Source organism: Kribbella lupini (assembly GCF_039529595.1).
In the GTDB taxonomy this organism is placed as follows: Bacteria; Actinomycetota; Actinomycetes; order Propionibacteriales; family Kribbellaceae; genus Kribbella; species Kribbella lupini.
The window spans coordinates 1218309-1231566 of sequence record NZ_BAAANC010000002.1 but is presented as its reverse complement, the minus strand read 5'-3'; the positions used below and the strand labels follow the sequence as shown (position 1 = coordinate 1231566).

Sequence of the window (13258 nt, the reverse complement as noted above, 5' to 3'; positions counted from 1 at the left end):
GGCCGTATCGGTCTCCCACCAGCGAGCCGCCGCGCTGGTACTAGCGTCCGAAGAACCTTCACGCGTCCGAGGGCGTGAGCCCTATAGGCCTCTCTTCTTCGGACGCATCGCACTTCTTCGGACGCTTGGCGGAGGGATGAAGGGTTCTCGGCGTCGATCCGGTCGGCTTGGTGCTGGTGCCGAGTGCGAGCGCCGGCGTGACCGCCGTGCTGGGGACGGGTTCTGAAGTTTCTTGAGGGATGACCCATCCGGGGGTGGAGTGGGTCCGAAGTCCGGGCATGACTTCGCATCAGCGGATCCTTGCAGCATTGGGTGGCTTGCTGGCCGCCGCGGCCGGTCTCGGCCTCGGTGAGCTGGCGGCCGCGCTCGCCGGTGGGACGTCGCCGGTGGTGGGAGTCGGCACGCAACTGATCGACCTCGCGCCTGGTCCGGCCAAGGACTGGGCGGTGAAGAACCTGGGCACGGCCGACAAGCCGATTCTTGTGGGTGGAGTGCTGGTTGCGGTCGCCGTCTTTGCGCTGGTGGCTGGGGCCGTCGGGGTGAAGCGGCCTCGGGTGGCGCTGGGGATGACGGTCCTGCTGGGGCTGTTGGCGATTCTCGCCGCGGCGACCGGGCGCTCGCTGGCCTCCAACGCTGTGGTCCGGGTCCTGCCCGGGATCATTACGTTGCTGGTGGCAACTGTCGGCATGTACCTGGTGCTGCGGACTCGCGGTTACCGGCTGCGTGGGAAGAGTGCGCCGACCGAGGCGGAAGCACCCGCCGGGTTCGATCGACGAAAGTTCCTGGTGACCACCTTCGCGTTGGGTGCGGCGGGTGTCGGGGGTGGCGTGGTCGCCCGCGTCCTGCCAGCTGGGGTCGACGAAGCGACTCGGCGCGGGATCCGGCTGCCGGTGCCTGCGAGTCGGGCGAAGGCGTTGGCGAGTGGCGTGGCCGCGGATGTTTCGGGGGTCAGCGCGTTCACCACGCCCAACAAGTCCTTCTACCGCGTCGACACGCTGCTCACCGTGCCCAAGGTCGACCCGCGGAACTGGGAACTGCGCATCCACGGCATGGTCGACAAAGAGCTCCGGCTCACCTTCGCCGATCTGCTCGGCCGGCGCCTGATCGAGCGGGACATCACGCTGACCTGTGTCTCCAACGAGGTCGGTGGCCCGTACATCGGCAACGCCCGCTGGATCGGCGTCCCGATCGCGGAGATCCTCCGGGAGGCCGGTGTCCAGGCCGGTGCGGACGCGGTGAAGTCGACCAGCGTCGACGGGCTCACCATCGGGACGCCGCTGGCCGCGCTGACCGACGGCCGGGACGCGATCTTCGCGGTCGGCATGAACGGTGAGCCGCTGCCCTTCGAGCACGGGTTCCCGGTGCGGATGGTCGTGCCCGGTCTGTACGGCTACGTGTCGGCGACCAAGTGGATCGTGGACTTCGAGGTCACCCGGTTCGACGACTTCAGCGCCTACTGGACCGACCGCGGTTGGTCGGTCGAGGCACCGATCAAGACGTCCTCGCGGATCGACGTCCCCAAGGGCTTCGCCCGGATCAAGCCGGGCCCGGCGGTCGCCGCCGGCGTCGCCTGGGCTCAGCACCGCGGCATCGCGAAGGTCGAGGTCCAGGTCGACGATGGCCCCTGGCAGGAGGCGAAGCTCGCCGACGAGGCGGGGATCGACATCTGGCGGCAGTGGACCTTCCGCTGGGACGCGACCTCCGGCAACCACACGCTCACCGTCCGCGCGACCGACAGGACCGGACAGGTGCAGACCGCCGATCGTGCCGCTCCCCGGCCCAACGGGTCGAGCGGGCTGCACAACACGGTGGTGATGGTCGAGTAGCCGACGCCGCCGGACGGCCGCGGCACCCGCCGTCCCGCATCCGCTCCACCACGGTCCCGATCCCACGAGACCTGAACGACTTTCCAGCAGCACCCTTCACGTACCGAAGCAGCACCATCCAAAGGAGAACGATCGTCATGTCGAACACCCTCAAGCGCGTCACCCTCTCCGCCGCCGCCGTGTCGTTGCTCTTCGCAACTGCTGCCTGTGGTGGCAGCGACGACACCGGCAGCAGCACCCCGTCGACCAGCACTTCCACCACCTCGGCCCCGGCCGAGACCCCGAGCAGCACGCCTGCGATGGACAACGCCTCCGGCCTGGTCGGCCCGGGCTGTGCCGACTACGCCAAGGCCAACGCCACCGGCGCCGGCTCCATCGACGGTATGGCCGCTGCCCCGGTCGCCAGCGCTGCGGCGGGCAACCCGCTGCTGAAGACGCTGGTTGCCTCGGTGTCGGGCAAGCTGAACCCGAAGGTCGACCTGGTCTCGACGCTCAACGGTGGCGAGTTCACCGTGTTCGCGCCGGTGGACTCGGCGTTCGCGAAGATCCCGGCCGGGACGATCAACACGCTCAAGACCGACAGCGCGCTGCTGACCAAGATCCTGACCTACCACGTCGTCCCGGGCCAGCTCGACCCGTCCGCGGTGGTCGGCAAGCAGACCACTGTCGAGAAGGGCGCCGTCACCGTCACCGGCTCCGGCGACAACCTGATGGTCAACAACGCCAAGGTGATCTGCGGTGGCGTGAAGACCGCCAACGCGACCGTGTATCTGATCGACACCGTCCTGATGCCGCCGGCCGCCTGATCGCAGCAGCGTCCCGCTGACCTGGGCGGTGTCACCTCTCATGGTGGCGCCGCCCAGTTCCATTGCCAGCGGCAACGATAGTCTGCACCGACGCGGTGACGTCCGCCTCGGTGGTCAGGTGGTTGGACACCGAGATCCGCATGTACCGCCGGCCGCGCCACGTCGTACCGCCCATCCAGCAGACGCCTGAACGCTGGACGTCGGCGATCACCCGGTCGGTGTCGGCGTCCGAGCCGAACGAGACGAGGACCTGGTTGAGCACGACGTCGTTGCCGATCTCGTAGCCGGCCGCGCTCAACTGGTCGGCGAAGGAACGCGCCAGGCCGCAGCAGCGGTCGACGAGATCGCGAACTCCGGTCCGGCCCAACTCCTGCAGGCCCGCCCAGACGGCCAGTCCACGCGCGCGGCGGGAGGACTCGATGGCGTAGTCGCCGGGCTCGGGCTCACCGGAGGCGACCAGGTACGACGCGCTGTAAGCCAACGCGTTCGCGTGCGATGCGGGATGGGCGGAGAAGACGAAACCGCTGTCGTACGGAAGGTTCAGCCACTTGTGGCCGTCGCAGGCCCAGGAGTCCGCGCGTTCCACACCGCTGACCTGCGGGCGCAGCGTCGGGCTGGCTGCCGCCCAGAGACCGAAGGCGCCGTCGACGTGGGCCCAGCCGCCGTACTCGTGGACGAGCTCGCAGGCGGCGCCGAGTGGGTCCGCGGCGCCGGTGTTCACGTTGCCGGCTTGCAGGCTCACGATCAGCGGACCGGTGTGATCGACCAAGCGAGCTCGGAGGGCGTCGAGGTCGAGTGCGCCGTTGGAGTCGGCCGGCACCAGCTCGAGGGATCGGGAGCCGAAGCCGAGCAGTCGCAGCGAGCGGTCGATGGTCGCGTGGCGCTCCTCGCCCGCGACCAGACGGACCGAAGGTGCCCCACTCAGGCCGTCGGCTTCGACGTCCCAACCGGCTTGGCGGAGGACATGGTTCCGGGCTGCGGCGAGAGCAATCGTGTTCGCGGACTGCGCGCCGGTGGTGAACCCGGCCGAAGCTGTCGCAGGCAGACCGAGCAGGTCCTTGAGCCAGTCGGCGGCCGCTTGCTCGGCGGCGGCCGTGGTGGGGGAGAGCACGCTGTTCCACGCGTTCTGGTCCCAGCCGGCGGCGAGGATCTCGGCAGCGGTCGCGGCGGGCAGCGCGCCGCCGACGACGAAGCCGAAGTAGCGCGGGCCTGCGCTGGCGGCGATTCCCGGGTCGGCGACGGTGATCAGTTCGTCGATCACCTCGGTGGCTGGCCGCCCGGCGTCGGCAAGTGGTCGACGAAAGCCTGCGCGGACCTCTGAATAGGACTTGGCGGCGCGGACCGGGCGTTCGGCGAGGGAGTCGCGGAAGGCGGCGGCGTGGGCTGCCGCGCGCGTGAAGAGCTGGTGCGAGAGCGACGAAGGCTGCATGGTCCGACTGTCCCATTCGGTCGAGGGGTGAGCAGGTCAGCTGAGGGTGCGCGTCAGGGCTTGGAGGGCGGGCGTGAGGTGGATGGCCTCGAGGTCCTTGGGCTGGGTGGTGGCGGGCTGCCAGGTCGAGTCGGTGACGTACTGGATCCAGGGCGTCAGTGGGCCCGGTTGGATCGTGTGCGCACGCAGGGAGAGGCCGAGCATCACGGCCAGGGCGGGCAGGATCGTGAGGTCGGTGACGACGTGCACGAGTAGCAGGCTGCGCGCCGGGAGTGCGACCAGTACGCCGTACTGCGGATTCTCGACGCGCAGGGTTTCGCGCAGGACGGTGTCGAGGACCAGCGCCCGCGACGCGGCGAAGCTGGAACCGCCGATCACCGCGATGGTGGCGCCGTCGTGGTCGACGTACTCGACCTGGTCGGGCAGGCGACGCAGGTTGGCCAGCGCAGCGTCCAGGGCCTCCGCGCGGGTCATCCCGAAGTCGCCAGGATCCAGATGCAGGGTGACGACGCCCTCGTCGTGAGTGGCCGGTACGGCGAGCAGGCCGGGCAGGAACTCAGGCGTGCCCGCCGTCCAGGCCGGTGGTAGTGACGTGGTGGGAACGAGTCGGGCGACGAGGTCGCGCACCGGGTCGCTCGGTGGCACGGGTGGACCGTGACTGAGGTGCTCGCCGAGGCGGTCGAAGTGATCGCTGACGAGCTGCGGCCAACGGTGTGGATGCTCGGTGGCGACGATGCGGGCGAGATTGCTCAGCCCCGCGACCAAGGCCGAGTTGAGCGGGCCCGGCGACAGCACCAAGGCGTCGGTGCCGTCGAAGGTCGCCCGCAGCCCGTGCTCGCGGGCGGCGTCGAGGGCCAACCGGACGAGATGGGCCGCCTGCGGCTCGGTCAACGGCGCCAGGGCGCAGTTGTTGCCTGAAGCCCGTTCCGGGGGATGGTGGATGGTCATGAGTACCTCCTCGCCAAAGAAAGTACGAGGAATGCGTCACCCGGAGAGGACGAGTTCGCGAGCTGTGGACAACCCGGCGGTTATCCTGCCCGCAGTCGAGTCATAGGAGTGTGAGGCATGTCGGACACCCCGGCGTCGCGGCCGTCGTCGGCGGCCCGGCTCTCGTTGTCGCACATCACGGCGCAGAACGAGACGAACCTGCTCGGCACGGTGCACGGTGGCGTGATCATGACGCTGGTCGACTCGGTCGCCGGTGTCGTCGCGGCCCGGCACTCGGGTGGTCCGGCGGTCACCGCGTCGATGGACGAGATGCAGTTCCTGGTCCCGGTCCGGGTCGGCGACGTCGTGCACTTCACCGCCCAGGTGAACTGGACCGGCCGGAGCTCGATGGAGATCGGGGTACGGATCACCGCGGACCGGTGGGACTCGGTCGGTCCGCAGATGCACGTCGCCACGGCGTACCTGGTGTTCGTGGCCGTCGACGCCGACGGTCAGCCGCGGACCGTGCCGCAGGTCGAGCCGGAGAACGACGAGGACCGGCGCCGGATGCGCGAGGCCGAGATCCGGCGCAGTCACCGGCTGGCCCGGCGCAAGGCGATCATCGCCTCCCGTGAGGACCTCGATGACGCTGTTCGCTAACGCCCGGCGGCAGCCGTCCGCGATCCTGCTGGTCGTCCAGCTGCTCGGCGTACTGGTCTATCCGGCGATGGAAGGATCGCGCGGCGGCCGGGTCGGGTTCGAGACGCTCGGCATCGTCGTGCTGGTGCTGGCGGTCTTCTCGGTCCGCTCGACGCCCGGCCTGACCTGGGTGAGCATCTGCCTGGGCATCCCGGCGGTGGTCCTGTCGCTGATCGACGCGATGCGTCCGACCGAGGCGATCGTGCCGATCTCGGGAGCCTTCCACGCGGCGTTCTACTTCTACGCGGCGTACAGCCTGCTGCGGTACATGCTGTCCGACCACGACGTCAGCGTCGACGAGCTCTACGCCACCGGCGCCACGTTCACCTTGGTGGCCTGGGGATTCGCGTACGTGTTCGTGGTCGTCCAGGCGCTCGACCCGGGCAGTTTCACCGCCGCGGTCAACCCGCAGCAGGACCGCTCGTGGATGGAGTTGCTGTTCCTCAGCTTCACCACGCTGTCCAGCACCGGGCTCAGCGACATCGTCCCGATCAAGTCCTGGGCGCGGTCCGTGGTGATGCTCGAGCAGCTCGCCGGTCTCGGGTACGTCGCGATGGTCGTCTCCCGGCTGGTCGGCCTCACCGTCGCCAAGCGCAGCAGGTAAGTCCTAGCGGCGCGGCCACGAAGCCAGCAGATCGCCGGCCGCCCGGAAGGCCACCTCCGGCGCATGCTCCATCGCGGCCACGCGGTAGCTGACCAGCGCGCCTTCGTGCAGCAGCAGCAACCGATCCGCGAGCTCGTCCACCTGGTCGAAGCCCGCCAGCTCGGCCTGGGCGACGAACTCCGCCCGCATCCACTTCTTCTGCCCGACGATCACCGGCATCGCCGGATGGTCCGGCGCCGCCAGCTCGACGCTCGCGTTGATGAATCCACAGCCCCGCTGCGACTCCTCCATCCACTCGCTCAACGACGCGAACAGCGCGAGGATCACGTCTTCGGGCGTGGCCGGCTTGCGCCGGGCGAGCTGGTCGTCGAGGAACGCGTGCCACTGCCGGTTCCGCCGTTCCAGGTACGCCGCGATCAGCCGGTCCTTCGAGCCGAAGCGGTCGTACAGCGTCTTCTTGGTCACCTCGGCCGCGTCGGCGATCGCGTCCACACCAACCGTCCGGATGCCCTGGGCGTAGAACAGCGCCGACGCGGCCGCCAGGATCCGCTCGCCCGCCGGGGTCAGGGTCTCGGCGGGGGGCAGGGCGCGCTCCACGAGCAAGGCGGATCTCAGCTGCTCGTCGACCATACTGACAGTATACCGACCGGTGTGGTTACTTCGACGCATGGCCCTCACGGAAGTCGTCCCCCGAACCACCACGGTGATGCCGCTGCTCGCCGGCGCCGGGTTCGTCCTGTTCTGGAGCTCGGGCTTCGTCGGTGCCCGCTGGGGTACGACGTACAGCTCGGCGATCGACCTGCTGGCCTGGCGGTTCCTGCTCGCGGGGATCATGGCCGCGCTGATCCTCGCCGTCCGCCGGCCGAGGATCGGTCGCGCGGACGTGTTCACCCACGTCGCGATGGCCTTCCTGACCCAGTTCGTCTATCTCGGCCTGATCTTCAGCGGGATCGACCACGGCATCCCCGCCGGCCTGACGGCGCTGATCGGTTCGCTGCAGCCGATCCTGATCGCCACCGTCGCCGGACCGTTGCTCGGCGAACGCGTCACAGCGCCGCAGTGGATCGGCCTCCTGGTCGGCCTGGGCGGCGTCGGCCTGGTCGTCGTCGACGACCTCGGCCACAGTTCTCCGTTGCTTCTCCTGCTGCCCTTCGGTGGACTGCTCGGCCTGGCGGCCGGTACGTGCCTCGAACGCAAGCGCAAGCCGCAGGCGCACCTGCTCGACGCGCTCTGCCTGCAGAGCCTGGTTTCCGGCGTTCTGTTCCTCGCCTTCGCCACCGTGACGCAGCAGCTGACCGTCCCGCACGAGGCGGGCTTCTACGGCGCCGCGGTCTGGCTGGTCGTGCTGTCGACCGCCGGCGGCTGGGGGCTCTACCTGGTCAACCTCCGCCTGTCCGGCGCGACCCGCGTCAGCTCGCTGCTCTACCTCGTGCCGCCGACGACGATGGTGCTGGCGTACCTGATGTTCAACGAGACGATCGGACCGCTGGCCGTCCTCGGGATCCTCGTCTGCGCGGGCGCCGTCGCGCTGATTCGTTGGCCGAACGCCAAGGAAAGCGGGCATCGCGACCCCGAGATGGCTACGCTGCGGTCATGGCGGAACCGCGATGGCTGAACGAGCAAGAGCAGCAGGCCTGGCGTGCGTTCATCGCGGCGCAGCGGGTGGTCAACGGGCGCATCGAGCAGCAGCTGCAGCGCGACGCCGGGATGCCGCACACGTACTACGAGATCCTGGTCCGGCTCTCCGACGCCACCGACGGCCGGCTCCGGATGAGCCAGCTCGCGGTCGCCACCCTGGGGTCCCGCAGCCGCCTCTCGCACGCGGTGAACCGGCTCGAGCAGGTCGGCTGGGTCCGCCGTGAGGGGATCTCGTCGGACCGCCGCGGGCAGGTCGCCATCCTCACCGACAAGGGCCGGGAGAAGCTGAAGGAGACCGCGCCGGGGCATGTCGAAACGGTCCGCTCGGCGGTCTTCGATCCGTTGACCGACGAGCAGGTCCAGCAGCTGCACGACATCTGCGCCGCCCTGGTCCGCGACTCCGGTGGCAGCGAGGACAGTGCCGCCTGGGAGTCCAGCTGAGGGCTGTCGGTAACAATGGCGTCGATGAAGACTTTCCAAGGGGTCGCCGCCTTCACGGCCGTTGCACTGCTGCTGGCCGGATGCGCTGACTCGAGCTCGCCGACGGCAGGGCCCAGCACCGCTCCATCGTCGTCGGTGCCGATCCCGACGCCGACCGACACTCCATCGGCGACCACTCCACCGACGCAGCCGTCGAGCACTCCACCCAGTACGCCGACGGCCGGCTGTCTCGACCAGAAGCTGGCCGGGCTCACCCGGCGTGAGCGGGCGGCGCAGCTGATCATGACGGGCATCACCGCGACCGGCATGACGTCGGCCGAGCGCGCCGTCGTACGAGGTCGTCAGCCGGGTGGGGTCCTGCTGATGGGTTCCGGCGGAAGTCTCAGCCACACCCGGACGGTGACGGCCGCGGCGACCGCCGCGGCCACGGTCGACGGGATCAAGCCGTTCGTCGCCGCCGACCAGGAAGGCGGCAAGGTCCAGCGGCTGAAGGGTTCCGGCTTCGACCGGATCCCGGCCGCGACCGTTCAGGGCAGTTGGTCCCCCGAGAAGCTCACCAGCCAGGCGACCCTGTGGGCCCAGCAGCTCAAGCGGGCCGGGGTGAACCTCGACCTCGCGCCGGTCGCCGACGTCGTACCGAAGTCCCTAGGCGACGACAACGCGCCGATCGGAGCGCTGGACCGCGGCTACGGCAGTACGCCGGGCCCGGTCGGCGAGCACGTCGCCGCCTTTATCAAGGGCATGGACGCGGCGGGCGTGATGACCTCGGTGAAGCACTTCCCGGGCCTCGGCCGGGTTCGCGGCAACACCGACTTCTCCTCGGGCGTCGTCGACACCGTCACGGTCCGCGGCGACGCCGACCTGGCGCCGTTCGCCGCCGGGATCGAGGCGGGCAGCGACCTGGTGATGGTCTCGACCGTCACCTACACGAAGATCGACAAGACCAACCGGGCCGTCTTCTCGCCGACCATCGTCCAGGGCATGCTCCGCGGCGACCTCCAGTACGACGGGGTGGCGATCACCGACGACGTCGGCGCCGCCGCCGAGGTGGCCTCCGTGCCCGCCGGGGACCGGGCGACGCTGTTCATCGACGCGGGCGGTGACGTGGTGATCACCGCGAAGGCGTCGCTGACCGCCACGATGATCGACGCCGTGGCCGGCAAGGCCCAGCAGGACAAGGCGTTCGCGGCCAAGGTCGACGCGAGCGTACGCCGCGTGCTCGCGCTGAAGCAGAGTCGCGGACTGGTGAGCTGCGGGTGACCGCCGGACCGCCGCCGACCGACGGGCCTGAACCTGACTACCGGTTCACCCTCGCCAACGAGCGGACGTACCTCGCCTACCTGCGGACATCACTCGCCTGTTATGCCGGTGGGCTGTCCGCGGTCCAGTTCCTCGACCTGGGTCCGGACCGCTGGCCGGCCAAGATCATCGGCATCGTCCTGGTCTGCGCCGGATTGGTCACGACGGCAGGCGCATTCCGCCGCTGGCAAGCGAATCTGGTCGCGATGCGTGGCGGCCGGCCACTCCCGGTGACCCGCCTGCCGTTGATGCTCGGGGCAACGATTGTGGTGGTGGGTCTGGTCGGCCTGCTGTTCAGCCTGTGGCGATGACCCGCGACCCCGGCCTGCAGCCCGAGCGCACGCTGCTCGCGTGGCGACGGACCGCGCTCGGCCTGGTGGCGAACGGTGTTCTCCTGTTCGCTTCCGGTCACGGGACGTCGGGAGTCCGGACCGGGCTCGGCGTCGTGGTCGTCGTCCTGGCGCTGGGCTGCTGGGCCGCCGTGAGCGCGGTCTACCGGGAGGCCGCAGGGTCGCGCCCGACGGGCTTTCTGGGACAGCAAAGAGTGCTTCAAGCGGCCGCGGGGCTGGTGCTGCTGGTCGGGCTGTTCGACCTCTACGCGGTGATCACACGCTGACACCGTCTGGTCACGGATTGGTCGCACTGAGTCAATGTGTTCACAATCTCGCGGTACCTTGCCAGGACGGATGCCAACTCAACGGTCCGTTGCCCCTAGCATGTTCACGGTTTGTCCCTCGTTCACCCGGAGCTTGAAGTGCCGTTACGTCTGCGTCCGAACGACCCGACGTTCTACGACCTTTTCACCGAGTCCGCCAACCACCTCGTCGACGGTGCCCGCATCCTGGCCGACCTGCTCGGCAGCACGGCGGGGACCGGCCTCGCGGCCAGTCACCAGATCGCCGCCCAGATGAAGGACGCCGAGCACGCGGCCGACGAGACCACCCACTCGATCATCCGCCGCGTCAACTCGACCTTCGTCACGCCGTTCGACCGTGAGGACATCTACCGTCTCGCGTCCGACCTGGACGACGTCATGGACTTCATGGAAGAGGCCGTCGACGCGATCCACCTGTTCAACCTGGAGTCGCTGCCGGGGGAGGTGGCCGAGCAGATCGAGGTCCTGCAGCGGATGGCCGCCCTGACCTCGGAGACGATGCCGCGGCTGCGCACGATGAAGGACCTGGCCGAGTACTGGATCGAGATCAACCGGCTGGAGAACACCGGTGACGCGGTGCACCGCCGGATCATCGCCAAGCTGTTCAGCGGCGAGTTCGACGCGCTGACGGTGATGAAGGTGAAGACCGTGATCGACCTGCTGGAAGACGCGGTCGACGCGTTCGAGCACGTCGCCAACACGGTCGAGCAGATCGCCGTCAAGGAGAGCTGAGCGTGGAGCTCGCGCTCGTCGTCGCGGTCATCGTCATCGCGCTGGCCTTCGACTACACCAACGGGTTCCACGACGCGGCCAACGCGATCGCCACCTCCGTCTCGACCCGGGCGCTGACGCCCAGGGTCGCGCTGCTGATGGCGGCGGTGATGAACTTCCTCGGCGCCTTCCTCGGCACCGAGGTGGCCGACACCGTCGGCAAGGGCATCATCACGACTCCGAGCGGCCAGCACGGCCTGGTGATCGTGCTGTCGGCGCTGATCGGCGCCATCACCTGGAACCTGATCACCTGGTACTTCGGTCTGCCGAGCTCCTCGTCGCACGCGCTGATCGGCGGCCTGGTCGGCGCCGGCCTGGCCTCGACCAGCGTCGTGCTGTGGTCGGGCATCGTCGACAAGGTCGTCATCCCGATGGTGCTGTCCCCGGCGATCGGCTTCCTCGGCGCGTTCGCGCTGATGACCGCGATCCTGTGGATCTTCCGGCGCAGCAACCCCGGCAAGACCACCCGTGGCTTCCGCCTGGCGCAGTCGCTGTCCGCGGCCGCGATGGCGCTCGGGCACGGCCTGCAGGACGCGCAGAAGACGATGGGCGTGATCTTCCTGGCGCTGCTCAGCACCGGGCACGTCCAGCCCGGCCAGGGCATCCCGGTCTGGGTGAAGATCTCTGCCGCGACCGCGATCTCGCTCGGCACCTACTCGGGTGGCTGGCGGATCATGCGGACGCTCGGCCGCCGGATCATTCACCTGGACCCGGCCCGCGGCTTCGCCTCCGAGGCCGTCGCCGCGACGGTGCTGTACGTGATGGCGATCGGCCTGCACGCCCCGGTGTCGACCACCCACACGATCACCTCCGCGGTGATGGGCGCCGGCGCCACCAAGCGGCTGTCCGCGGTCCGCTGGGGGGTCGCGAAGGGCATCATCGCAGCCTGGGTGCTGACCATCCCGGCGGCCGGTGTGGTCGCCGCGGCCTGTTACTGGCTGGCTCACCTGATCCTGGAGTAGCAGTTCACTGCCGGTTCACCCGGAAGGATTAGCGTCCGATGCGTTCCTGACGCCGCCCTCTTCCGGGATGTGATCGTGATGGATCTGTCGTTCCTCGTCGTCGTGGTGATCGTCACCGCACTGGTGTTCGACTTCACCAACGGATTCCACGACACCGCCAACGCCATGGCGACCTCCATCGCCACCGGAGCGCTCAGACCCAAGGTCGCGGTCGGGCTGTCCGCGGTCCTGAACCTGGCCGGCGCGTTCGTCTCCACCGAGGTCGCCAAGACCATCTCCAGCGGCCTGGTCGACGACGCGAAGGTGACCGTACCGATCATCTTCGGCGGTCTGGTCGGCGCGATCCTGTGGAACCTGACGACCTGGTACGTCGGCCTGCCGAGCTCGTCGTCGCACGCGCTCTTCGGCGGCCTGATCGGAGCCACCTGGATCGCGGCCGGCAGCGGCGCGGTCAACTTCGGCACCGTGGTCCAGAAGATCGTCGTTCCCGCCGTCGCGGCGCCGATCGTGGCCGGCGTGATCGCGCTGCTCGGCACGTACCTGGCGTACAAGATCACCCAGCGCGGCCGGAGGAAGACCGTCGACGACGGCTTCCGGGCCGGGCAGATCGCGTCGGCCTCGCTGGTCTCGCTGGCGCACGGCACCGGCGACGCGCAGAAGACGATGGGCATCATCACGCTGGTGCTGATCACGTCGGGCAGCCTCGCGCCGGGCTCGAGGCCGCCGCTGTGGGTGATCGGGTCGGCCGGCCTGGCGATTGCCCTCGGCACCTACCTGGGCGGCTGGCGGATCATCCGCACGATGGGCAAGGGACTGACCGAGATCGAGTCGCCGCAGGGCTTCGCCGCGGAGACCAGCTCCACCGCCGTACTGCTGGCCTCGTCGCACCTGGGTTTCCCGCTGTCGACCACGCAGGTCTGCTCGGGCAGCATCCTCGGTGCGGGCCTCGGTAAGCGGCTCGCTGAGGTCCGCTGGACCGTGGCCGGGCGGATGGCGCTCGCCTGGCTGTTCACGCTGCCGGCTGCCGCAGTGGTCGGCGCACTGGCCGGCCGGGTGGCCAACTCGGGCAATGCGGGCGTGGCTGTCATCGCAGTGGCCGCCGCAGCCGCCGGGCTCGGTATCTACGTCGCCTCGCGCCGCAAGCCGGTCACTGCCGGCAACGTGAACGAGTACCCCGGCACCTCGGTGCCGGTGGCCTGAG

15 protein-coding genes are annotated in these 13258 nt (G+C 69.5%); 12 read left to right on the top strand and 3 right to left on the bottom strand.

The window, feature by feature from the left end:
- The first annotated feature begins 278 nt into the window (after positions 1–278).
- Together ABD235_RS19120 and ABD235_RS19115 are read left to right on the top strand one after the other, a co-directional pair.
- The gene (locus ABD235_RS19120; protein ID WP_344175813.1) at positions 279–1826 is read left to right on the top strand and encodes a molybdopterin-dependent oxidoreductase; all 1548 of its coding nucleotides are present in this window, start codon (positions 279–281) and stop codon (positions 1824–1826) included.
- Between the two features lie 137 nt (positions 1827–1963).
- Positions 1964–2632 (top strand): fasciclin domain-containing protein, encoded by a 669-nt coding sequence (locus tag ABD235_RS19115; RefSeq protein ID WP_344175811.1) that lies wholly within the window; start codon positions 1964–1966, stop codon positions 2630–2632.
- A gap of 31 nt (positions 2633–2663) precedes the next feature.
- Here ABD235_RS19115 and ABD235_RS19110 read toward each other — a convergent pair whose 3' ends face one another.
- Together ABD235_RS19110 and ABD235_RS19105 are read right to left on the bottom strand one after the other, a co-directional pair.
- Positions 2664–4061, bottom strand: coding sequence for a pyridoxal phosphate-dependent decarboxylase family protein (locus ABD235_RS19110; protein WP_344175809.1), 1398 nt, complete (start codon positions 4059–4061; stop codon positions 2664–2666).
- 36 nt (positions 4062–4097) lie between these two features.
- Positions 4098–5009: a DUF1444 domain-containing protein gene (locus tag ABD235_RS19105; RefSeq protein WP_344175807.1), complete on the bottom strand. Its 912-nt coding sequence runs from the start codon at positions 5007–5009 to the stop codon at positions 4098–4100.
- A 117-nt stretch (positions 5010–5126) separates the two neighbouring features.
- On the opposite strand from ABD235_RS19105, the gene ABD235_RS19100 reads away from it, so the two are divergent.
- Together ABD235_RS19100 and ABD235_RS19095 are read left to right on the top strand one after the other, a co-directional pair.
- A complete protein-coding gene (locus ABD235_RS19100; protein ID WP_344175806.1) occupies positions 5127–5648 on the top strand; it encodes an acyl-CoA thioesterase in 522 nt (173 codons plus the stop codon).
- Positions 5632–6291, top strand: a complete 660-nt coding sequence (locus tag ABD235_RS19095; RefSeq protein ID WP_344175803.1) for an ion channel — start codon at positions 5632–5634, stop codon at positions 6289–6291. Before ABD235_RS19100 ends, ABD235_RS19095 begins: the two co-directional genes overlap by 17 nt.
- Positions 6292–6294: 3 nt before the next feature.
- Here the strand turns inward: ABD235_RS19095 and ABD235_RS19090 are convergent, their stop codons facing one another.
- Positions 6295–6921: a TetR/AcrR family transcriptional regulator gene (locus tag ABD235_RS19090; RefSeq protein WP_344175801.1), complete on the bottom strand. Its 627-nt coding sequence runs from the start codon at positions 6919–6921 to the stop codon at positions 6295–6297.
- A gap of 37 nt (positions 6922–6958) precedes the next feature.
- On the opposite strand from ABD235_RS19090, the gene ABD235_RS19085 reads away from it, so the two are divergent.
- The 8 genes from ABD235_RS19085 to ABD235_RS19050 all read left to right on the top strand — a co-directional run bounded on the left by ABD235_RS19085 (position 6959) and on the right by ABD235_RS19050 (position 13257).
- A complete protein-coding gene (locus ABD235_RS19085; RefSeq protein ID WP_344175800.1) occupies positions 6959–7906 on the top strand; it encodes a DMT family transporter in 948 nt (315 codons plus the stop codon).
- Positions 7885–8370 carry a MarR family winged helix-turn-helix transcriptional regulator gene (locus ABD235_RS19080; protein ID WP_344175797.1) on the top strand — a complete coding sequence of 162 codons (486 nt, stop codon included), beginning with the start codon at positions 7885–7887 and terminating at the stop codon, positions 8368–8370. Before ABD235_RS19085 ends, ABD235_RS19080 begins: the two co-directional genes overlap by 22 nt.
- 24 nt (positions 8371–8394) lie before the next feature.
- Positions 8395–9630, top strand: a complete 1236-nt coding sequence (locus ABD235_RS19075) for a glycoside hydrolase family 3 N-terminal domain-containing protein (protein ID WP_344175794.1) — start codon at positions 8395–8397, stop codon at positions 9628–9630.
- Complete coding sequence (locus ABD235_RS19070; protein ID WP_344175792.1) at positions 9627–9980, top strand: YidH family protein; 354 nt, start codon at positions 9627–9629, stop codon at positions 9978–9980. The genes ABD235_RS19075 and ABD235_RS19070 overlap by 4 nt, the downstream gene beginning before the upstream one ends.
- Entirely contained in the window at positions 9977–10285 is a 309-nt protein-coding gene (locus ABD235_RS19065) for a DUF202 domain-containing protein (protein WP_344175790.1), read from the top strand. Before ABD235_RS19070 ends, ABD235_RS19065 begins: the two co-directional genes overlap by 4 nt.
- Before the next feature lie 138 nt (positions 10286–10423).
- Positions 10424–11056, top strand: a complete 633-nt coding sequence (locus tag ABD235_RS19060; RefSeq protein ID WP_344175787.1) for a DUF47 domain-containing protein — start codon at positions 10424–10426, stop codon at positions 11054–11056.
- 2 nt (positions 11057–11058) lie between these two features.
- Positions 11059–12057 (top strand): inorganic phosphate transporter, encoded by a 999-nt coding sequence (locus ABD235_RS19055; RefSeq protein WP_344175785.1) that lies wholly within the window; start codon positions 11059–11061, stop codon positions 12055–12057.
- Between the two features lie 75 nt (positions 12058–12132).
- The gene (locus ABD235_RS19050; RefSeq protein WP_425553146.1) at positions 12133–13257 is read left to right on the top strand and encodes an inorganic phosphate transporter; all 1125 of its coding nucleotides are present in this window, start codon (positions 12133–12135) and stop codon (positions 13255–13257) included.
- The last annotated feature ends 1 nt before the right edge of the window (position 13258 follow it).

Excerpts from the sequence above, each read along its gene's own strand:
- ABD235_RS19120 (WP_344175813.1), top strand. The coding sequence starts at position 279 with ATGACTTCGCATCAGCGGATCCTTGCAGCATTGGGTGGCTTGCTGGCC.
- ABD235_RS19115 (WP_344175811.1), top strand. The coding sequence starts at position 1,964 with ATGTCGAACACCCTCAAGCGCGTCACCCTCTCCGCCGCCGCCGTGTCG.
- ABD235_RS19110 (WP_344175809.1), bottom strand. The coding sequence starts at position 4,061 with ATGCAGCCTTCGTCGCTCTCGCACCAGCTCTTCACGCGCGCGGCAGCC.
- ABD235_RS19105 (WP_344175807.1), bottom strand. The coding sequence starts at position 5,009 with ATGACCATCCACCATCCCCCGGAACGGGCTTCAGGCAACAACTGCGCC.
- ABD235_RS19100 (WP_344175806.1), top strand. The coding sequence starts at position 5,127 with ATGTCGGACACCCCGGCGTCGCGGCCGTCGTCGGCGGCCCGGCTCTCG.
- ABD235_RS19095 (WP_344175803.1), top strand. The coding sequence starts at position 5,632 with ATGACGCTGTTCGCTAACGCCCGGCGGCAGCCGTCCGCGATCCTGCTG.
- ABD235_RS19090 (WP_344175801.1), bottom strand. The coding sequence starts at position 6,921 with ATGGTCGACGAGCAGCTGAGATCCGCCTTGCTCGTGGAGCGCGCCCTG.
- ABD235_RS19085 (WP_344175800.1), top strand. The coding sequence starts at position 6,959 with ATGGCCCTCACGGAAGTCGTCCCCCGAACCACCACGGTGATGCCGCTG.
- ABD235_RS19080 (WP_344175797.1), top strand. The coding sequence starts at position 7,885 with ATGGCGGAACCGCGATGGCTGAACGAGCAAGAGCAGCAGGCCTGGCGT.
- ABD235_RS19075 (WP_344175794.1), top strand. The coding sequence starts at position 8,395 with ATGAAGACTTTCCAAGGGGTCGCCGCCTTCACGGCCGTTGCACTGCTG.
- ABD235_RS19065 (WP_344175790.1), top strand. The coding sequence starts at position 9,977 with ATGACCCGCGACCCCGGCCTGCAGCCCGAGCGCACGCTGCTCGCGTGG.